This window comes from Stenotrophomonas sp., from assembly GCF_036662295.1.
GTDB lineage: Bacteria > Pseudomonadota > Gammaproteobacteria > Xanthomonadales > Xanthomonadaceae > Stenotrophomonas.
This window is the reverse complement of record NZ_JAVWXA010000028.1, coordinates 25,673-44,937: the sequence shown is the minus strand read 5'-3', so window position 1 is coordinate 44,937 and position 19,265 is coordinate 25,673. Positions and strand designations below refer to the sequence as shown.

At 68.1% G+C, this 19,265-nt stretch carries 21 protein-coding genes and 1 pseudogene; 13 read left to right on the top strand and 9 right to left on the bottom strand.

Annotated features, from left to right (window positions below):
* Together RSA25_RS07915 and RSA25_RS07910 are read right to left on the bottom strand one after the other, a co-directional pair.
* Window positions 1–178: pseudogene (locus RSA25_RS07915) on the bottom strand (ribulose-phosphate 3-epimerase); the annotation flags it as partial.
* A 40-nt stretch (window positions 179–218) separates the two neighbouring features.
* Entirely contained in the window at window positions 219–548 is a 330-nt protein-coding gene (locus RSA25_RS07910; RefSeq protein WP_259208912.1) for a DnaJ domain-containing protein, read from the bottom strand.
* Between the two features lie 141 nt (window positions 549–689).
* Between RSA25_RS07910 and RSA25_RS07905 the strand changes: the two genes are divergently transcribed.
* From RSA25_RS07905 to RSA25_RS07870, 8 genes are all read left to right on the top strand, one after another.
* Complete coding sequence (locus RSA25_RS07905) at window positions 690–1,616, top strand: phosphoribosylaminoimidazolesuccinocarboxamide synthase (protein WP_332808341.1); 927 nt, start codon at window positions 690–692, stop codon at window positions 1,614–1,616.
* 139 nt (window positions 1,617–1,755) lie between these two features.
* A complete protein-coding gene (locus tag RSA25_RS07900) occupies window positions 1,756–2,241 on the top strand; it encodes an Mpo1-like protein (protein ID WP_332808340.1) in 486 nt (161 codons plus the stop codon).
* A 370-nt stretch (window positions 2,242–2,611) separates the two neighbouring features.
* The gene (locus tag RSA25_RS07895; protein ID WP_332808339.1) at window positions 2,612–5,440 is read left to right on the top strand and encodes a monovalent cation/H+ antiporter subunit A; all 2,829 of its coding nucleotides are present in this window, start codon (window positions 2,612–2,614) and stop codon (window positions 5,438–5,440) included.
* The gene (locus RSA25_RS07890) at window positions 5,440–5,829 is read left to right on the top strand and encodes a Na+/H+ antiporter subunit C (protein WP_332808338.1); all 390 of its coding nucleotides are present in this window, start codon (window positions 5,440–5,442) and stop codon (window positions 5,827–5,829) included. Before RSA25_RS07895 ends, RSA25_RS07890 begins: the two co-directional genes overlap by 1 nt.
* Complete coding sequence (locus tag RSA25_RS07885; RefSeq protein ID WP_332808337.1) at window positions 5,826–7,361, top strand: monovalent cation/H+ antiporter subunit D; 1,536 nt, start codon at window positions 5,826–5,828, stop codon at window positions 7,359–7,361. Before RSA25_RS07890 ends, RSA25_RS07885 begins: the two co-directional genes overlap by 4 nt.
* Window positions 7,358–7,864: a Na+/H+ antiporter subunit E gene (locus tag RSA25_RS07880; protein WP_332808336.1), complete on the top strand. Its 507-nt coding sequence runs from the start codon at window positions 7,358–7,360 to the stop codon at window positions 7,862–7,864. The genes RSA25_RS07885 and RSA25_RS07880 overlap by 4 nt, the downstream gene beginning before the upstream one ends.
* Window positions 7,861–8,145 carry a K+/H+ antiporter subunit F gene (locus RSA25_RS07875; protein WP_038685776.1) on the top strand — a complete coding sequence of 95 codons (285 nt, stop codon included), beginning with the start codon at window positions 7,861–7,863 and terminating at the stop codon, window positions 8,143–8,145. Before RSA25_RS07880 ends, RSA25_RS07875 begins: the two co-directional genes overlap by 4 nt.
* Window positions 8,142–8,519, top strand: a complete 378-nt coding sequence (locus tag RSA25_RS07870) for a Na+/H+ antiporter subunit G (protein ID WP_332808335.1) — start codon at window positions 8,142–8,144, stop codon at window positions 8,517–8,519. The genes RSA25_RS07875 and RSA25_RS07870 overlap by 4 nt, the downstream gene beginning before the upstream one ends.
* Before the next feature lie 245 nt (window positions 8,520–8,764).
* On the opposite strand, the gene RSA25_RS07865 is transcribed toward RSA25_RS07870, so the two are convergent.
* Together RSA25_RS07865 and RSA25_RS07860 are read right to left on the bottom strand one after the other, a co-directional pair.
* Window positions 8,765–9,718 (bottom strand): sodium:calcium antiporter, encoded by a 954-nt coding sequence (locus RSA25_RS07865; RefSeq protein ID WP_332808334.1) that lies wholly within the window; start codon window positions 9,716–9,718, stop codon window positions 8,765–8,767.
* Window positions 9,719–9,818: 100 nt separating this feature from the next.
* Complete coding sequence (locus RSA25_RS07860; RefSeq protein WP_332808333.1) at window positions 9,819–10,439, bottom strand: hypothetical protein; 621 nt, start codon at window positions 10,437–10,439, stop codon at window positions 9,819–9,821.
* Window positions 10,440–10,572: 133 nt separating this feature from the next.
* Here RSA25_RS07860 and RSA25_RS07855 point away from each other — a divergent pair, with 133 nt between their 5' ends.
* Window positions 10,573–11,100, top strand: a complete 528-nt coding sequence (locus RSA25_RS07855; protein WP_332808344.1) for a hypothetical protein — start codon at window positions 10,573–10,575, stop codon at window positions 11,098–11,100.
* A gap of 26 nt (window positions 11,101–11,126) precedes the next feature.
* Complete coding sequence (locus RSA25_RS07850; protein WP_332808332.1) at window positions 11,127–11,354, top strand: Txe/YoeB family addiction module toxin; 228 nt, start codon at window positions 11,127–11,129, stop codon at window positions 11,352–11,354.
* Window positions 11,355–11,388: 34 nt separating this feature from the next.
* Here the strand turns inward: RSA25_RS07850 and hmgA are convergent, their stop codons facing one another.
* Window positions 11,389–12,690: a homogentisate 1,2-dioxygenase gene (gene hmgA / locus RSA25_RS07845; RefSeq protein ID WP_332808331.1), complete on the bottom strand. Its 1,302-nt coding sequence runs from the start codon at window positions 12,688–12,690 to the stop codon at window positions 11,389–11,391.
* A 105-nt stretch (window positions 12,691–12,795) separates the two neighbouring features.
* Window positions 12,796–13,911, bottom strand: coding sequence for a 4-hydroxyphenylpyruvate dioxygenase (gene hppD, locus RSA25_RS07840; protein ID WP_332808330.1), 1,116 nt, complete (start codon window positions 13,909–13,911; stop codon window positions 12,796–12,798).
* A gap of 128 nt (window positions 13,912–14,039) precedes the next feature.
* Between hppD and RSA25_RS07835 the strand changes: the two genes are divergently transcribed.
* Window positions 14,040–14,531 (top strand): MarR family winged helix-turn-helix transcriptional regulator, encoded by a 492-nt coding sequence (locus RSA25_RS07835; RefSeq protein ID WP_332808329.1) that lies wholly within the window; start codon window positions 14,040–14,042, stop codon window positions 14,529–14,531.
* Window positions 14,532–14,617: 86 nt separating this feature from the next.
* Here the strand turns inward: RSA25_RS07835 and RSA25_RS07830 are convergent, their stop codons facing one another.
* On the bottom strand, window positions 14,618–15,760 hold the full coding sequence (locus tag RSA25_RS07830; protein ID WP_332808328.1) for a hypothetical protein: 1,143 nt from the start codon (window positions 15,758–15,760) through the stop codon (window positions 14,618–14,620).
* Window positions 15,761–15,943: 183 nt separating this feature from the next.
* On the opposite strand from RSA25_RS07830, the gene RSA25_RS07825 reads away from it, so the two are divergent.
* Both RSA25_RS07825 and RSA25_RS07820 read left to right on the top strand, forming a co-directional pair.
* Window positions 15,944–16,390, top strand: a complete 447-nt coding sequence (locus RSA25_RS07825; RefSeq protein ID WP_332808327.1) for a DUF6795 domain-containing protein — start codon at window positions 15,944–15,946, stop codon at window positions 16,388–16,390.
* Window positions 16,391–16,398: 8 nt separating this feature from the next.
* Window positions 16,399–16,878: a DUF6795 domain-containing protein gene (locus RSA25_RS07820; protein ID WP_332808326.1), complete on the top strand. Its 480-nt coding sequence runs from the start codon at window positions 16,399–16,401 to the stop codon at window positions 16,876–16,878.
* 177 nt (window positions 16,879–17,055) lie between these two features.
* Here RSA25_RS07820 and RSA25_RS07815 read toward each other — a convergent pair whose 3' ends face one another.
* Window positions 17,056–17,664 carry a thioredoxin family protein gene (locus RSA25_RS07815; RefSeq protein WP_332808325.1) on the bottom strand — a complete coding sequence of 203 codons (609 nt, stop codon included), beginning with the start codon at window positions 17,662–17,664 and terminating at the stop codon, window positions 17,056–17,058.
* 8 nt (window positions 17,665–17,672) lie between these two features.
* Window positions 17,673–19,175: an oligopeptide:H+ symporter gene (locus RSA25_RS07810; protein WP_332808324.1), complete on the bottom strand. Its 1,503-nt coding sequence runs from the start codon at window positions 19,173–19,175 to the stop codon at window positions 17,673–17,675.
* Window positions 19,176–19,265: the final 90 nt, after the last annotated feature.

The window sequence follows — 19,265 nt, the reverse complement described above, 5'->3', positions numbered from 1 at the left end:
CGTGCTTGCGCAGGGCCTGGCAGACCATCGGGCCGATGGTCAGGTTGGGCACGTAATGGTTGTCCATCACATCGAAGTGCACCCAGTCCGCACCGGCGGCAAGCACGTTGTCCACTTCCTCGCCGAGGCGGGCGAAATTGGCGGACAGGATGGAGGGGGCGATGATGCAGTTGGACATGGCCGGGGCCTTCAGTACTTGGAAAGGGGGCCGCGCGCGTTCAGCGCTTGCGCAGGGTCTTGATGCGGTCGTAGGCGGCGTTGAGCTGGCGCGACTTGCGCTCGGCCTGCTGGCGCAGTTCCGGGGCGGCGCCGACGACCTTGTCGGGGTGGTACTGGGAGATCAGCCGGCGGTAGGCCAGGTCGACCTCGGCATCGGTGGCCTCGGAGGTCAGCCCCAGTTCGCGGTAGGGGTTCTCCTTGTTCAGGCGGAACCAGTCGGCATCGAAGGCATGCCCGATCAACAGCCCGACGACCGCGCCAAACAGCGGATTGGGCCTGAACAGCAGGGCCCCGGCGATGAATCCGAGCAGTTTTCCGTACCAGCGCATGGTCGTCAGGGCGGCCGTGGCAATAAAGGAGCCCCATTTTACGTCACAGCGGGCCCAACCGGCTTTACACTAGGCCGCCCGCTGCCAGGCGGGCCCTCCGGGTCCCCAGGGCGGCTGTCATGACAAGCCCCAGGAGTGCCCGTGCCGACCACGTTGTTGCAATCCGATCTCCCCGGCCTGCCCTTGCGCCATCGCGGCAAGGTGCGTGATGTGTTTGACATTCCGCGCGACCGGCTGCCCGCCGGCACGCCGCCGGGGGACTACCTGCTGATGGTCGCGACCGACCGTCTCTCGGCCTTCGACGTGGTGCTGCCCGATCCGATTCCGGGCAAGGGCGAAATGCTCTGCCAGGTCTCCAATTTCTGGTTCGCCAAGACCGCGCACCTGATGCCCAACCACCTGACCGGCATCGACGTGGCCAGCGTGCTGCCCGAGGGCGTGGACCCGGCGCTGTATGCCAAGCGCGCGGTGGTGACCCGCAAGCTCAAGCCGGTGCCGGTGGAGGCCATTGCGCGCGGTTACCTGATCGGCAGCGGCTGGAAGGATTACCAGCGCACCGGCAAGGTCAGCGGCATCGACCTGCCCGATGGCCTGCGCCAGGCCGAGCAGCTGCCCGAGCCGATCTTCACCCCGTCCACCAAGGCGGCGGTGGGCGACCACGACGAGAACATCGATTTCGACGCGATGGTCAAGGCGGTGGGCGCGGACCTGGCCGAGCGCGTGCGCGATGCCACCCTGCGCATCTACAAGTTCGCCGCCGACTACGCCCGCGAGCGCGGCATCATCCTGGCCGACACCAAGTTCGAGTTCGGCACCGATGCCGACGGCCGCCTGTACATCATGGATGAGATGCTGACGCCGGATTCGTCGCGGTACTGGCCGGCCGACGAGTACGAGGTGGGCACCAGCCCGCCGAGCTATGACAAGCAGTTCGTGCGCGACTACCTGGAGACGCTGGACTGGGGCAAGACCGCCCCGGGCCCGGCCATCCCGGCCGAGATCATCGAGCGCACCCGCGCCAAGTACGCCGAGGCGCTGCAGCGCCTGGCCGGGATCAGCGTCGACTGATCCTGCTGCGCCCCCGGCCGGCCTGGCGGGGGCGGTTCATGCGGGGGGCCGGCCGGCTGGTCGGCTGGCGCGTGAACTCGGCTATGCTGGGTTGCCGGCCAGCGGTCGGCATTACCGTTGTCCGAGGAAGCGACGCCGCATGCAGACCAACACCCAACATGCACGCCCGATCGACCGCTACTTCGCCAGCTATGCCGACGACCACCGCCATGTGCTCAACCAGCGCATCCACGTGGTGGCGGTGCCGGCGATCCTGTGGTCGGTGGTGGCGCTGCTATGGTGCCTGCCGCCGCTGATCACCTGGTTCCAGAGCGGGGTCTGGGCGGCGCTGGCGATGTTCGCGGCCTGGTGCTTCTACAACAAGCTGTCCCGCGCACTGGGCATCGGGATGCTGGTGCAGTTCTTCGTGTTTGGCTGCCTGTGCCGCCTGCTGGAGGCCGAGATCGGCCTGCAGGGCCTGCGCTGGCTGGGGCTCGGGGTGTTCGTGGTGGCCTGGGTGGCGCAGTTCATCGGCCACAAGTTCGAAGGCCGCAAGCCGAGCTTCCTCACCGACCTGACCTACCTGCTGATCGGGCCGGCCTGGGTAGTGGCCAAGCTGTACCGGCGGATGGGCGTGCCTTATTGAGTGGCGTGCCGACCCACGGTCGGCACCTGCCGCAGCCCCCCTTTTTATGAACGAGATGGATGCTCACCGGCGCGCGACGCGGGCGCGTCCAGCATCGTCGTGGGCGAGGCCTGGCATGCACCCAGCGTTCATCTTCGTGCAAGCCGCAGGCCCTGCGGTTGCTGGCTTCGGACCCGGTCGAGGGGCCAGATCCGGCAAAGTCGGGGGCGCCGTTCCATACGCCCGTCAGCGGTCTCGAATGGGCACGACACGAGGGTCGAAAAAATGAATCACGCACGTTACATGCAATTGGTGGCGTATTCGGGTGTATCGGCAGCAATTGACTGCCTGTTAGACTGAACGGCCTGCTCGTGAATCGCGTATTCCCTGCATGAATCCCAGTCTGCTCCTGCTGCTCGCCCTGCCCTTCCTGATGGCGGTGGCGGTGGCCTCATTCCGCCGCACCTCCCGCTCCACGGCCGCCTGGTTGGCCGCGGCCGCCCCGTTGGGTGGCCTGGCGCTGCTGGCGACAATCACCCCGGACATCCTCCGCGGCGAGGTCGTGCGCAGCTTCGGCAACTGGCTGCCGCAGATCGGGCTGGCCTTCTCGCTGCGCCTGGACGGCCTGGCCTGGATGTTCGCCGGGATGGTGCTGGCCATCGGCGCCCTGGTGGTGATGTACGCGCACTACTACCTCAGCGCGCGCGACAACGCCCACCGCTTCTACTGCTACCTGCTGCTGTTCATGGGCGCCATGCTGGGCATGGTGCTGTCGGGCAACCTGCTGCTGCTGATGGTGTTCTGGGAAATGACCAGCATCAGCTCGTTCCTGTTGATCGGCTTCTGGTCGCACCGCCAGGACGCCCGCGAAGGCGCGCGGATGGCGCTGGTGGTCACCGGTGGCGGCGGCCTGGCCCTGCTGGGCGGGGTGCTGCTGATCGGCCGCATCGTGGGCAGTTTCGAGCTGGACGTGGTGCTGGCCAGCGGCGATGCGATCCGCGCCAGCGCGCTCTACCCCTATGCGCTGTTCCTGGTGCTGGCGGGCATCTTCACCAAGAGCGCGCAGTTCCCGTTCCACTTCTGGCTGCCGCATGCCATGGCCGCCCCGACGCCGGTCTCGGCCTACCTGCACTCGGCCACGATGGTGAAGGCCGGCGTGTTCCTGCTGGCGCGGCTGCACCCGGCGCTGGCCGGTACCGAGCTGTTCTTCTACACGGTCAGCGGGATCGGTGCGATCACGCTGCTCATCGGCGCCTGGAACGCGATCTTCCAGCACGACCTGAAGGGCCTGCTGGCCTATTCGACGATTTCCCACCTGGGCCTGATCACGATGCTGTTCGGGCTGTCCACGCCGATGGCGGTGGTGGCCGGCGTGTTCCACATCCTCAACCACGCCACCTTCAAGGCCTCGCTGTTCATGGCCGCCGGCATCATCGACCACGAGACCGGCACCCGCGACATGCGCAAGCTGGGTGGCCTGCGCCGGCTGATGCCCTTCACCAGCGCGCTGGCCATCATCGCCTCGCTGGCGATGGCCGGCATCCCGCTGCTCAACGGCTTCCTGTCCAAGGAAATGCTGTTTGCCGAAGCGCTCAGCGCCGGTGGCCCGGAGACCATGCGCCTGGCCATGTCCATCGCCGCGCTGCTGGCCGGCGTGTTCGGCGTGGCCTACAGCCTGCGCTTTGTGCACGACACCTTCTTCGGCAAGGGCCCGCATGACCTGGACCGGGTGCCGCATGAGCCGCCGCGCTTCATGAAGGTGCCGGTGGAGATCCTGGTGGTGGTGTGCGTGGCGGTCGGCGTGGCCCCGGCGTTCACCGTGGCACCGGTGCTGCATGCAGCAGCCGGCGCGATCCTGGGCGCGGCGATGCCGGCCTACAGCCTGTCGGTCTGGCACGGCTTCAACATGCCGCTGATGATGAGCATCGCCGGCGTGCTGGGCGGTATCGCGCTGTATTTCGGCCTGCGCCGGCTGATCGACCTGCATGCGGTGGTGACCCGCGCGATCGGTCGCAACCTGTTCCACAAGCAGCTGGACCTGGTGTTCGGCTTCGCCCACCGGCTGACCCAGGCGCTGGCCAACGGCAGCCTGCAGCGCATGCTGATGGCGCTGGTGGTGGTGGCGATCATCGTGGCGCTGGCCCCGTTCGTGGCCAGCCCCGGCTCGCCCAACTGGCCCTCGCCGCAGCCCTTGCCGCTGCTGGGCTGGGCGCTGTGGCTGGTGATGATGGCGTGCGCGGTGAGCGCGCTGTTCGTGTACCGGCAGCGCCTGCTGGCGGTGCTGGTGATGGGCGGGGTGGGGCTGATGGTCTCGCTCACCTTCGTGTTCCTGTCCGCACCGGACCTGGCGCTCACCCAGTTGCTGGTGGAGATGGTCACCCTGGTGCTGATGCTGCTCGGCATGAACTACCTGCCTGCCCAGTCGCCACCGGAGCACTCGCGCTGGCGCAAGCGCCGCGACGCGCTGATCGCGGTGATCGGTGGCGGCGGGCTGGCGGCGGCGGCGTACACGGCGATGACCCTTCCGCCCAACACCATGGCCGGCGAACTGGTCGCCCGCGCCCTGCCCGAGGCGTATGGGCAGAACGTGGTCAACGTGATCCTGGTGGACTTCCGCGGCTTCGATACCTTCGGTGAGATCACCGTGTTCGGCATCGCCGCCCTGGTGGTGCACGCCATGCTGCGGCGCTCGCGGATGGCCCCGGAGCAGATCATGCCGGGCCCGCCGATCAAGCTGCCGGTGCCGGCCGACCTGGCCCAGATCATGTTCCCGCTGACGCTCACCGTCTCCATCTTCCTGTTCCTGCGCGGCCACAACGCGCCCGGTGGCGGATTCATCGCCGGCCTGGTGCTGGCGGTACCGCTGCTGATCCAGTACGTGATCCAGGGCACCACCTCGGTGGAGTCGCGGTTCGGCTTCGACTACATCCGCTGCATCGGCGCGGGCCTGCTGATCGCCATCGTCAGCGGCAGTGCCTCGATGCTGTTCGGCGTGCCCTTCCTCACCAGCGGCCACCTGGACCTGCATATCCCGTTGATCGGGGAGGTGCCGCTGGCCAGCGCGATCGGGTTTGACACCGGCGTGTACCTGGTGGTGTTCGGCGGGGCGATGCTGATGCTGTCGATGATGGGCACGATCAAGCCCTCGCGCACCCGCCATGCCCGCAAGGGCGAGATCGATCCCAACCGACGTTCGGCAAAGACCGGGGAGATGCACTGATGGAACTGGCCCTGGCAAGCGCCATCGGCGTGCTCGGCGCGATCGGCATCTACCTGCTGCTGCGCGCGCGCACCTTCGACGTCATCCTCGGCATGACCTTCCTGTCCTATGCCACCAACCTGCTGATCTTCGCCGGCGGCCGGCTGGTCACCGGCAAGGCGCCGGTGCTGCGCGAAGGCATCGACAGCGACCTGGGCAACTACACCGACCCGCTGCCGCAGGCGCTGGTGCTGACCGCCATCGTGATCGCCTTCGCGATGACCGCGGTGAGCATCGTGCTGGCCATGCGCAGCCGCAGCGACAACCACAGCGACCACGTGGACGCGCATGAGGAAACGGCCGACGACGCACCGGCCGATACCGCGCCCGGCCGGGAGGGCGGCGCATGAACCATGCGGTGATCCTGCCGATCCTGATTCCGCTGGTGGGGGCCGCCTGCTCGCTGTTCGTCGAACACCGCCGCTACGGCCCCAAGGTGCAGCGCACGGTGGCGTGGACCACGCTGGCCGCGCTGGCCGCCGCGGTGGCGCTGCTGTTCGCGCAGACCGCCGATGGCAGCATCGCGGTGTACCTGCTGGGCGACTGGCCGGCACGCCTGGGCATCGCGCTGGTGGCCGACCGGCTGTCGGCGTGGATGCTGGTCACCACGCTGCTGCTGGCCATCCCCTGCCTGCTGCATGCGTGCTCGGGCTGGGACCGGCGCGCGCCGCACTTCCATGCGCTGTTCCAGTTCCAGCTGGTGGGCCTCAACGGGGCCTTCCTCACCGGGGACATCTTCAACCTGTTCGTGTTCTTCGAGGTGATGCTGATCGCCTCCTACGGCCTGCTGCTCAGTGGCGGCCGTGGCCTGCGCATGCGCATCGGCCTGCACTACGTGGTGTTCAACGTCACCGCCTCGACCCTGTTCCTGATCGCGCTCGGCCTGCTGTACGCCACGCTGGGCTCGCTCAACATGGCCGAGCTGTCCCAGCGCATCGCCGAGGTGCCGCCGTCGCACCTGGTGCTGGTCAAGGCCACGATGGGGCTGCTGCTGCTGGTGTTCTGCAGCAAGGCGGCGCTGATGCCGCTGTACCTGTGGCTGCCTGAAGCCTACGCACGCGCGCCGGCCGCGGTGGCCGCGCTGTTTGCGATCATGACCAAGGTGGGGCTGTATGCGGTGCTGCGGGTGAGCTCGCTGTGGTTCGGCGAAGGCGCCGGGCCGATGGCCGGCTATGGCAGCGACTGGCTGCTGTGGGCCGGCGTGGCCACCCTGGTGCTGGGCGGACTGGGCGTGCTGGCCGCCGCGCGCCTGCGGGTGATGATCTCCTACCTGGTGGTGGTGTCGGCGGCCACCTTGTTCATCGCCTTTGCGATCCGCACCCCGCAGGTGCTGTCGGCCGGGCTGTACTACCTGCCCCACAGCACCTTCGTGGCGGCCGCGCTGTTCCTGGTGGCCGACCTGATCCGTCGCCGTCGCGGCGGTGCCAGCGACAGGAAGGAAATCATCGCGCCGATGCCCGGCAAGCAGACCCCGGCGGTGCTGTTCCTGATCGGCGCGGTGGCCGTGGCCGGCCTGCCGCCGCTGTCCGGCTTCCTGGCCAAGGCCGCGCTGCTGGCGGGCATGCCGGCCGCGTATACCGCCGCGGTGTGGACCGCGGTGCTGGGCAGCAGCCTGATGGTGATCGTGGGCATCACCCGCGCCGGCATCCGCCTGTTCTGGCGCGTGCCCGCCCAGGAAGAGGGCGTGCCGCCGCCGCGCAAGGCCCCCACCCGCACCGTGGAGTTGCTGGCCGCCGCGCTGCTGCTCAGTTACGGCATCGGCATGAGCGTGTTTGCCGGCCCGCTGATGCAGCACACCGAGGCGATGGCCGGCCAGCTGCTCACCCCCAGTGACTACGTGGGCCACCTGCGCGCCACCTCCCCGGAGATCCGCCAGCCATGACGCGCACGCCTTCGCTGACCAGGCGCCTGATTCCCTCGCCCACGCTGAGTCTGGTGGTGGTGGCCTTCTGGCTGCTGATGTCCGACAGCTTCACCCTCGGCCAGATCCTGCTGGGCATGCTGCTGGGCGTGGTGGTGCCGCTGTTCGCCGCGCGCATCGACCGCGAATTCGCCCGCATCGGCTCGCTGCGGCCGATACCCAAGCTGCTGTGCGTGACCTTGTGGGACATCCTGGTGTCCAACATCCGCGTGGCGATCCAGGTGCTGGGCCCGGAACGCCGCATCCACCCCGGCTTCATCTGGCTGCCGCTGGACATCGCCAACATCCACGGCATCGCCGCGCTGACCAGCATGATCACCCTCACCCCGGGCACGGTCTCGGCGGCGCTGTCCGATGATCGCCGTTACCTGCTGGTGCATGTGCTGCACCTGGATGACCCCGATGCGCTGATCCGGCAGATCAAGGAGCGCTACGAAGCCCCGCTGATGGAGATTTTCCCATGACCGGTTACACCTTCATCCAGACCACCATGGTGGTGTGCATGCACGTGGTCGGGCTGGCCATGCTGCTGGCCACCTGGCGCCTGCTGCGCGGCCCTACGGTGCCTGATCGCATCCTGGCGCTGGATACCCTGTCGGTGACGGCCATCGCCGAGTTGATGCTGTTTGGCATGTACCTCAACTCGGCGGTGTACTTCGAGGCGGCCCTGATCATCGCCATGCTCGGCTTCGGCAGCACGGTGGTGCTGAGCAAGTTCGTGCTGCGCCGGGATATCGTCGAATGATCACCTTCATCCAGATCGTGTTGTCGATCCTGCTGCTGTTCGGCTGCTTCTTCATCCTGGTCGGTGCGTTGGGCCTGGTGAAGCTGTCGACGTTCTTCAAACGGCTGCACGCCCCGACCAAGGCCAGCACGCTGGGCGTGGGCTGCGTGCTGGTGGGCTCGGTCTGCTACCACATCTTCCTGGGCCAGGACCCGCAGCCGCGCGAGCTGCTGATCACCGTGTTCCTGTTCATTACCGCGCCGATCAGCGCGCACATGATGGCCAAGGCCGCCTTGTCGTTGATGATGGAAAAGCGGCCGAGCCTGCCCGGCCACGAGACCGCCAAGGAAGAACAGCTGCCGCCGCCGCGCCCCGAAGGTGATCCGGCGCCCTGAGCGCGGGCCGGGTGCGCGGGTTGACCGCGCGCCGTGGTAGCGCCACGCCATGCGTGGCTGGCCTCCGTTCACTGCGCGATACAGCAAGGCGTCGAGCGATTACGCAGCGCGCCAGCCACGCATGGCGTGGCTCTACCCCCTGAGATGACCGAATATCGCGCACGTTGTCCACGCGCTCTGCGTGGGTGCCCTCCGTTCAACGCGTCAGCACAGCATCGGGCGATCCTGCGCCCGGTGGTCATGCCCTACACGGCCACCAGCGCCAGCTCCAGCGCCACCCAGGCGAGGAACGCCACCAGCAGCACCGCGCCTTCGCGGCGGCTGATGGTGAGGTCGCCGCGCAGCATCGGATAGAGGACCAGCACGAAGGCGATGGCGGCGGGCAGCTCCAGGCGCACGAACGAGGCCGGCACCGCAAGCGGGCGCAGGGCGGCCATGCCGCCCACCACCACCAGCAGGTTGAACAGGCTCGACCCGATCACGTGGCCCAGCACCATGTCGCCCTGGCCACGGCGCGCGGCGGCGATGGCGGCGGCCACCTCGGGCAGCGCGGTGCCGATCGCCACCGGCAGCAGCCCCACCAGCAACGGCGACCAGCCCAGCCCGGCGCCGAATACCGGCGCGGCCTGCACCACCCAGCGCGCGCCGTAGTACAGGCACACCCCGGCGAACACCACGCGCAGGGTGTTGAGGAACAGCCCGGTGCGGGTCATCGCGTAGCCGGCGATGGCCTCGCGCACCGGCTCCGATTCGCGCCGTGCGTGGCGCAGCAGGAACACCAGCGAAGCTACGAAGCCGAGCAGCAGCAGGCCGCCCTCCCAGCGCGTGACCACCCCGTCCAGGCCGAACACGATCAGCGCCAGGCTGGCCACCGCCACCAGCACCAGCAGCGGCGACAGCAGCCGCGCGCGGACCAGCAGGGGCGCGGCCAGCGCCGCCAGGCCGAGGGTCAGGCCCACGTTGACGATGTTGCTGCCCACCGCGTTGCCCAGCGCCAGTTCTTCGGCCCCGACCGCGAACGCGCGGGCGTTGACCACCAGCTCGGGCAGCGAGGTACCGAAGGCCACCAGCAACAGCCCGGCCACGAAGGGCGAGGCCCCGAAGCGCTGGGCCAGGCCGGAGGCGGCCTTGACGATCGAATCGCCGCCCAGGGCCAGCAGCAGCAATCCCAGCAGGAACCAAGCAGTGGCAGCGATCATGGGACAGTCCCCGGTGGCAGGCGTGGCCCGATTCTAGAGCGTGGCCACGTCCTTGGGTGGACGGCGGCACGCCCCGGACCCGGGGCGCGCCGCCATGGGCCTACAGGCAGCCTTCGACGTAGTCCACCTGCGGGGTCTGGCCGACCCGCCACTGGGTGACCAGGCCATCGCCATCGATCTCGAAGTTGATCAGCGCGCCGCCCTCGGTCGCCGGGCGCACCCGCAGGTTGTGGCCCCGCTCGTCGTACTTGTGCGGGGTGAGGTCGCCACGGTCGGGGTACAGGCTCTGCAGCTGGCCCAGCGACATGCCGATCTTGCCGCCGCCGGGCGCGACGATGCGGTCATTCTTCACGTCATAGCGGACCAGGCGCTTGCCTTCGATCATCAGCACCACGTCCTTGGCCTGCGCGCCTTCCGGGCGCAGCGCATGGCAGTAGTCGTCGGGCACCTCGCCCTGCAGCGGCGTCTTCCAGGCCGCGCGGACCTCGTCCAGGCTGCTGCCCAGCTTCAGCGGCCCGTACCCGTCCAGGCGCGCCGGCCCGCTCTGCGCCGGCGCGGTGGGTGCGGCCGGCGCGGCGGTCGCTGCGGTGTCCGCCGCCGCAGCCGGGGCCGGGGTCGGGGCCGCGGCGTCGGTCGCCGTGGCGGGGGTGTCGGCGTGGCGGTCACAACCGCCGACGGCCAGGGCAATGGCCAGTGCCAGAACGCTTCCCAGCTGCTTCATGTGCGTGTCCTCCAGTCAGTGGCCGGCAGACTAGCGCGAACGCTGTGCAGCGGCTGCATGCAGGAACGTGACTGTCATCGCGGTTTCACCTGCCGCGTTCAGGCTCGGCCTGCACCGCATCGACCCCACGCCCATGCAACCGCGCAAGACCGACCTCGCCCGTAACGCCCTGCAGGCCCATCGTGCCCCGCTGGACATGCGCCAGCGCCGCCTGCTGATCCTGTGCGACGGCCAGCGCGACCTGGCCCAGCTCACCGGCATGATTGGGCCGGAAGCGTCAGCCATGGTGATCCAACTGATCCAGGCCGGGTATCTGGTCTCCACCGCCCCGGTGGAACCAGCGCCGACACCCGCCGTGGCCGCCGCACCCACCGCCGCCCCAAGCGCCCCGGCCGAACGCCGACGCTCGCTGGTGGCCGCGCGCATCTACCTGCTGGGCATCCTGGAGATGCAGCGCCATCCCCAGGCCGCCGCGCTGTTCCACGACCTGCAGCGCGCGCGCAGCGACGAGGACGTCATCGCCGCGCTGCACACGTCCCTGGCCGCGCTGCCCACCCTCACCTCGCCCGGCTATGCCGAGCGGGTGCGGCAGCGGCTGCTGGAAGTGCTGCCGGAGGCACACGCCGCGCAGTTGGAGCGAAGCGTCGCAACGCCAGCCTGAGTCGATCGCTCACTGATATTGAATCGATGGATCCAATGCTCGCCTTACGTGCACGCAAGCTTGGTCGCATCAACGCCCTGTTGAATGCGATGGTGCGCGAACCGCATGAAGGACTCGGCAAGCCCGAGCGCCTTCGCTTTGACAAGGCCGGAGGGTGGTCACGCCGTATCGATCAGGCGCACCGCGTGGTGTATCGGGTTGCCGACGGCGTGGTGATGATCGCCGCCCTGCGCTACCACCACCACGCGCCGTGATGCGCACCGGCCGCTGCGGCGGCCGGCATCGCGATCACCCCGCGAAGTTCGCCTTCAATCCCTGCCAGCACTGCTGGTAGTCGCGCTGCCGATGTGCGGCGTCCATCGCCTGCGCGGTCGGACGGATCACGCCACGGGTTTCGAACATGAAGGCCATGGTGTCCTTGATCACGTCCGGCTTGCTAAGGTCGGCCGCCGAGGCCTTGTCGAAGGTTGCCGCGTCCGGGCCGTGGCCGCTCATGCAGTTGTGCAGCGAGGCACCGCCGGGCACGAAGCCGGCCGCCTTGGCGTCGTAGGCACCGTGGATGAGGCCCATGAACTCGCTGGCGATGTTGCGGTGGAACCACGGCGGGCGGAACGTATCCTGCGCCACCAGCCAACGCGGGGGGAAGATCGCAAAATCCATGTTGCTGGTGCCCGGGGTATCGCTGGGCGAATGCAGGACCAGGAAGATCGAGGGATCCGGGTGGTCGTGGCTGATCGACCCGATCGTGTTGAAGCGGCGCAGGTCGTAGCGGTACGGCGCGTAGTTGCCGTGCCAGGCGACCACGTCCAGCGGGGAATGGTCGATGGGCGCACGCCACAGCTGGCCGCCGAACTTGGCGATCAGCTCGAAGTCGCCCTCGAGCTGCTCGAAGGCGGCCTGCGGGGTTTCGAAATCGCGCGGGTTGGCCAGGCCATTGGACCCGATCGGGCCCAGGTCGGGCAGCTTCAGCAGCGCGCCGAAGTTTTCGCACACATAGCCGCGCGCATCGCCATCGGGCAGCTCGACGCGGAAGCGCACGCCGCGCGGGATCACCGCGACCTGCTGCGGCTCGATCTCGATCACGCCCAGCTCGGTGAGCAGGCGCAGCCGGCCCAGCTGCGGCACGATCAGCAGTTCGCCGTCGGCATCGTAGAAGTAACGGCCCTGCATGTCCGCGTTGGCCGCATACAGGTGGATGCCCACGCCGTGGTGGGCCTCGGGCGAGCCGTTGCCGCCCATCGTGTACAGCCCGTCGACGAAATCGGTGGGCGCCTGCGGCAGCGGCAGCGGATCCCAGCGCAACTGGTTGGGCGAGACCGCGCCGGCAGCGAAATCGCCGTGCAGGTGCGGCTGCGCATAGGCGCTGAATTCACCGTGCGAGACCGCCGGGCGGATCCGGTACAGCCAGCTGCGCCGGTTGCTGCCACGCGGGGCGGTGAACGCGGTGCCCGACAACTGCTCGGCATACAGGCCATGGGCCACGCGCTGCGGCGAATTGCGCCCGACCGGCAAGGCACCGGGCACCGCCTCGGTGGCGAACTCGTTGCCAAAACCGGTCTGGTAACCGCGTGCTGTGAGGGAAGTGCTCATCTGGAGTGTCCTGGCAGGGCCCGCAAAGATCGTGTCCGAGGCCGGGCGCCACCGGGCCGGGCCCGGCGCTCCCGTCGGGGCGGCCGATCGCCGCCCCGTGCCACGTTACAGCACGCCGCGCTTGATCTGGTCGCGCTCGATGCTCTCAAACAGCGCGGTGAAGTTGCCTTCGCCGAAGCCTTCGTTGCCCTTGCGCTGGATGATCTCGAAGAAGATCGGGCCGATGCAGTTGGTGGTGAAGATCTGCAGCAGCTTGCGCTGCTTGGTTTCCGGATCGGCGTCGATCAGGATCTTGTTGCGCGCCAGCCGCGCCACGTCCTCGCCGTGGTTGGGCACGCGCATGTCGATCACGTCGAAGTAGGTCTCCGGCGTGTCCAGGAACTCCACGCCCTGGGCGCGCATGGCTTCCACGGTCTCGTAGATGTTCTCGGTGAAGCAGGCGATGTGCTGGATGCCCTCGCCCTTGTAGGCGTCCAGGTATTCGTTGATCTGGCTCTTGGGATCGGAGGACTCGTTGAGCGGGATGCGCACGATGCCGTCCGGGGCGGTCATCGCCTTGGACACCAGGCCGGTCTTGAGGCCCTTGATGTCGAAATAGCGGATCTCGCGGAAGTTGAACAGGCGCTCGTAGTAATCCGACCACTGCTGCATGTTGCCGAAATACAGGTTGTGGGTGAGGTGGTCGATGAAGGTCAGGCCGAACCCGGTCGGGCGCGGGTTGACGCCCTCGATCGGCGCGTAGTCCTCATCGAACATGCTGCCGCCGGCGCCGTAGCGGTCCACCAGGTACAGCATGCAGTCGCCAATGCCCTTGATCACCGGGGCCGGCACGGCCTTGGTGTCCGGCTTGAAGGCGATTTCCTCGGCGCCGTTGCCGAGCGCCATCTGCAGCACTTCCTGGCCGGGCTTCTTGAAGCGGATCGCAAAGCCGCAGGCGCAGGGGCCGTGCTTGTCGGCGAAGTCGGAGGCGAACGAATCGGGCTCCTCGTTGACCAGGAAGTTGACGTCGCCCTGGCGGTAGACGGTGATCGCGCGGCGCTTGTGGCGCAGCACGGCAGTGAAGCCCATCTTGCGGAAGTAGTCGTGCAGTTCCGCGCCACGGCCGGCCGGGGCGGCAAACTCGACGAATTCAAACCCGTCGATACCCATCGGGTTTTCGAAGGTGGTGACCTGCATGCCCGGATCGGGTGCGTGGGACGCGGTGCTCGGTTGGCTGTTCATGCTGTGGCTCCAAGGCAGGTCCGCATCGGAAAAAACCAGGTGCGGGAGACGGACAGACCCGCGAGAATGCGGAATCCAGAAACAAGGTTATAGTTTCACATGAAACCACCATCAAGGTGCACCGCAGCATGAGCCCGTCCGATCCCAGCAGCCACAGCATCCGCGCCTCGCACGCCCTGCTCGACCTGGAGCAGTTCCTGCCGTACCGGCTGAGCGTGTTGTCCAACCGGGTCAGCGGCAATATCGCCAAGCTGTACGGGGACCGCTATGGCCTGGCCATCCCGGAGTGGCGGGTCATCACCATCCTGGCCCTGTACCCGGGCTCGTCGGCCAGCGAGGTCTCCGACCGCACCGCGATGGACAAGGTGGCCGTCAGCCGGGCCGTGGCCAGACTGCTCGAGCGGGGCTTCATCAAGCGTGAAACCCACGGCGATGACCGCCGCCGCTCGGTGCTGGCGCTGTCGGCGGCCGGCTTCGAGGTGTATGAAACCATTGCCCCGCTGGTGATCGAGATCACCCGCAAGCTGATGTCCGTGCTGAGCGAGGAGGAGGAGCAGATGCTGGAGACGCTGATCCTGCGCCTGGCCGGTGAAGGCCTGCAGAAGATGGACCAGGGCTGAGGCGCTCCCCACTGCGGTGAGCCTGCCCCGGTCGCTGACGACCGTGGGCCGTCATGCCGTTGCCCATCGGCCCGGGGCGCGGCACCTCAACTCAGGTGCTTGCGCCGTGCATGCACCCAGGGCGCGGCCAGCGCGCCGATGGCGCCCCCGGCGAAGGCCAGCGAGGCGGCCACCACCGCTGCTTCGATGGCATGGGGCAGGGCCAGCGCGGCCAGCACCAGCAGCACCGTGGGCAGGCCGATGAAGGTGGCCATGAAGTAGCCCCAGCGCGGTGCCCAGGTGCCCACCTGGAGCAGGCTGACCGGCATCCAGGTCTCGGCCGAGGCGTCGTGCTGCACCTTGGCGGCGACCTTGGTCAGGTCCACTTCGACCGGGCCCTTGCCGGTTCGCGCGGTGGCCAGCATCTGCGCCACTTCCTCCACCGGCGGGAACGAGGTCGGCCAGGTCATCGGTGCGGCCACGCCGTAGGCGGTCAACAGCGGCACGCTGATCCAGGGGGCCAGCAGCGGGCGCAGCTTGCGCCGATCCAGCACGCACCACAGCTGGCTTACCCCGTTGGCCACCACCCCGTACAACGCCAGTTGCCCCGGCGCGGGATACGGCAGCAGGTGCACGCGTGCGGCCACGCTGTCATGGCCCATCTGGCGCAGGAAGCCGGGGCGGGTGCGTCCTTCGTGCCCCCAGGCCAGGCCCAGCGCGCCCACCTGGTCGGCTTCGGCGGGATCCTGGGCGCCGGCATCGGCGCGGGCGTCGCTGGCCTGGAAGAAGGCCAGCGACTTGGGCTCGCCCACATCCGCGCGATCCCAGCGCCCGGTGTCGCCGAGCACGTGCCGGAGCGGCAGCCGCGCCGGCGCCGTCTCCGCCTTGCCCGCATTCTGTACGAACGGCAGCACCGAGAGCACGAAGCCCTGCAGGTCCACCGCCCGCACCCCGCTGCCCTGCCACTCGGCCGGCAGCATCCCGGCCAGCGCCGGGTTGCGGGCGAGCACGTCCAGCTGGGCCTTCTGGTCGACCAGCTTCTGCACGGCCGCCTTGAGCAGCACGTTGTCCGGCACCGCCACCAGCGGCAGGCGGTAGCGGATGGCACCGGGCGCGGGGGTGTCGGCGTCGGCCTCGGGCGCCTGCCCGGCCGACTGGTCGTCAAGCAGCACCTCCACCGGCGGCAGGCTCACGCCGGCCGGGTCCTGGAGGAGGGTCTCGTTGGTACTGTCGCTGGTGCCCGGCTGCATGCGTATCGATCCGTCGGTTATGCGCCACAAACAGCGCGGCATGAGGTCCTTGCAGATAGCGGCAGGCGAGGCGGGAAGTTGAGGGCGGGTTCCGGTAACGGCACCTTTGATGCGAACATTGACGATTGACCGACTGCAGGCAGGACGCCAATGCGTGCCAGACACCTCCGCTGGACCGCCGCCATGCTGCTGCTGGCGGGACTTCTCAGCCCAGGAGCGGCGATGGCCTTCTTCTCAAAAACCCTGTACCTGTTTACCGAAGTAGACGGCGTGGTGCTGCTCGATGGGCGGCCGGTGCCAGGCGTGGAGGTCGAGCAGGACTACCATTGGCACTGGGGCGAGCAGGAGCGCAGCGCGAGGGTGACCACCGATGCGCAAGGGCGTTTTCGCTTTCCGGAAGTGACCGGCAGATCCTGGACAGCGGGCCTGCTGCCGCACGAGCCGGTCATCAACCAGCGCATCACGCTGCGCTACCAGGGCCGGCAATACAAGGGCTGGCTGCATTCCAAGCACAACTACGACCGGTTTGGCGAAGTTCCCGGGCGCCCGCTGGCGCTGATCTGCGATCTGTCCCATCCGCCGCTGCCGCACCCGGAGATCGGGTCGTTCGGCATCTGCGTGATGCGTTGAGCAGGGGCATGGCCATGACCCCCTTGTCGATGCGATGGGCGCGCCTGCCCCTGTTGTTCGCCGCACTGTCCACCCCAGGAGGGGCCATGGCATTTCCCAAGACGTTGCACCTGTTTTCCGAGGTCCAGGGCGTGGTGGTGCTCGACGGGCGGCCGGTGCCTGGCGTGCAGGTCGAGCGCGACTACCACTGGCACTGGGGCAACCAGAAGCGCACCGCCACGGTCACCACCGATGCGCAGGGGCGCTTTCATTTTCCCGAAGTCACCGGGCGGTCGTTCACCGCGTTTCTTCCGCACGAACCGGTCGTGGTTCAACGCATCACGCTGCGCTACCGGGGCAAGGAGCACGTCGGCTGGTTCATGGCCAAGCACAACTACGACCGGCTCGGTGAGGTGGCCGGGCGCAGGCTGTCGTTCGTGTGTGACCTGGCCAGCGAGGCCAAGGCGCACCCGGAAACGGAAACCTACGGGATCTGCGTCCTGCGCTAGGCGCGGCGGCAGGTCTCGCCGCTGCGCCAAAGGCGGTTGTCCACTCGTTTGCGCGGATCTTACCGCGGTGGCGGTGGGAGGCCGGCCAGCGGCCGGCACTACCGGCGGTGCGCACCGGCCAACCGCCCTTGGGGTGGAAACAAAAAAGAAGGCCGCGGAATCCGCGGCCTTCTTCGATCACGGCGCCTTGGTCGGCGCCCAGTCCTTCATGAAGGCGAAGAACCGCTTGCGGTCGTAGCCCTTGGGCTGGCCCTTGTCGGCCTCCAGCTCGCCGGTGAACTGCGAGTGCAGCAGCGTGCCGTCGGCATCGAGCACGAACAGGTGCGGGTAGCCCTTGATCGCCGGGAACGCAGACAGGAACGCCGTGTTCTCGTTGTCTTCGCTGTAGTTGACCTTCATCCACACGAAGTGGGCATCGCGGAAGCTGCGGATCTCCGCGTCGCCCTCGATGAAGGCATCCATCAGGTGGCACCACGAGCACCACTCCCCGCCCACGTCCAGCACGATCCGCTTGCCACCGCGCTGGGCCTCGACCTTGGCCGTCGCCAGGTCGGCGACCGGATCACGTGCCGGGTCGAAGCTGGCATTGAGTGCGGCGATCGCCGCCACGTCCGCTGCCGCCGGGGTGTTGCCCGAGGCCACCGGCTCGCCCGGATCGGCCACGGTCGGCGCCTGCGGCGTGGTGTCCAGCGGCTGCGCCGGCGCGGCGGTGGGCGACGGCGACGGCGAACAGGCGGCCAGCAGGCCGGCCACGATCAGCGAACCTGCCCACGTCTGCATGCGCATGGCCGGCCTCACTTGACGCCGTGCATCAGCTTGTTGATCAGCGGGGCGATCAGGAACAGCACCGCGCCGGAGATGATCAACGCCCAGAAACCGAAGGTGTAGCCCTTCAGCGCCGACTCCACGGTCATGCCGCCTTCGCCACTGACCGCGCCGGCGAAGATGCCCGACAGGTTGTTGCCGATGCCGGTGGACAGGAACCAGCCGCCCATGCCGAAGCCGACCAGGCGCACCGGGGCCAGCTTGGTCACCATCGACAGGCCGATCGGTGACAGGCACAGCTCGCCCACCGACTGGATGACGTAGACCATGAACAGCGTCCAGAACGGGATCTTGCCGTCCACGACCATGCTCGACAGCGCCAGCATCAGCAGCGCGAAGGCCGCGCCGTTGAACAGCAGGCCCAGGCCGAACTTGCGCGGGATGGACGGGTTGGCGCGGCCCAGCTTGATCCAGATCCAGGCGATGAGCGGGGCCAGGGTGATGATGGCCACCGAGTTGACCGACTGGAACCAGGCGGTCGGGAAGGTCCAGCCGCCCAGGTTGCGGTTGACGATGTTGTCGGCCAGGAAGGTGAAGGAGCTGCCGGCCTGTTCGAAGAACATCCAGAACATCACGTTGAAGGTGAAGATGATCAGCATGGCGATCACGCGGTCGCGCTGGACCTTGCCTTCGCGGATGCCTTCCACCAGCAGCAGCACGCCCAGGGCGACGAACATCACGCCCAGGATCCAGGCCAGCGCGGTGGCGCCGGTGGACAGCAGGAAGTAGGCCACCGGGATGGCCACGATCGCGCCGACGAGCACCATGATGATGCGGCCGAAGCCTTCGGCGCCGGCCGGCGGTGCGCCGATGCCCTTCAGGCCGGCACGACCGATGTAGAACCACGCCAGGCTGATCAGCATGCCGATGCCCGAGGCGATGAAGACCATCTTGTAGGACGGCATGGCCTGGGTGCCGAACACCTGCTCGGCCAGCCACTGGGTCAGCACCGGGGCGATCATCGCGCCGATGTTGATGCCCATGTAGAAGATGGTGAAGCCCGAATCGCGCCGCTCATCCTTCAGGCCGTACAGCTTGCCGACCATGGTGGAGATGTTGGGCTTGAACAGGCCGTTGCCGATGATGATCGTGGCCAGGCCCAGTTCGAAGACTTCCTTGTTGGGCATCGCGACCATGAACAGGCCGGCGGCCATGATCACCGCGCCGGTCAGGATCGAGCGCTGGTAGCCCAGGACCCGGTCGGCGACGTAGCCACCGAAGATGGCCGCGGCGTACACCAGCGCCAGGTAGGCGCCATAGGTGCGGCTGGCCGCTGCCTGGCCGGCCGAGTCGCCTTCGAAGAACTGCGACACGATGTACAGCACCAGCGCCCAGCGGATGCCGTAGAACGCAAAGCGTTCCCAGAACTCGGTCATGAACAGCATCCACAGCGGGCGCGGATGGCCCAGCGTGGTGTTGAACGCCGGCAGCGCCGGGTCTGGAAGGGATTTGCCGGTGGCGTCTACGCTCATGCGGGATTCCTGGGTTCGGTGGAAGACATGCACGTCCGATGTGCCAAGCAACGCGGGAGAATCCCAGACCAACCGCGTTCACGTCAAATA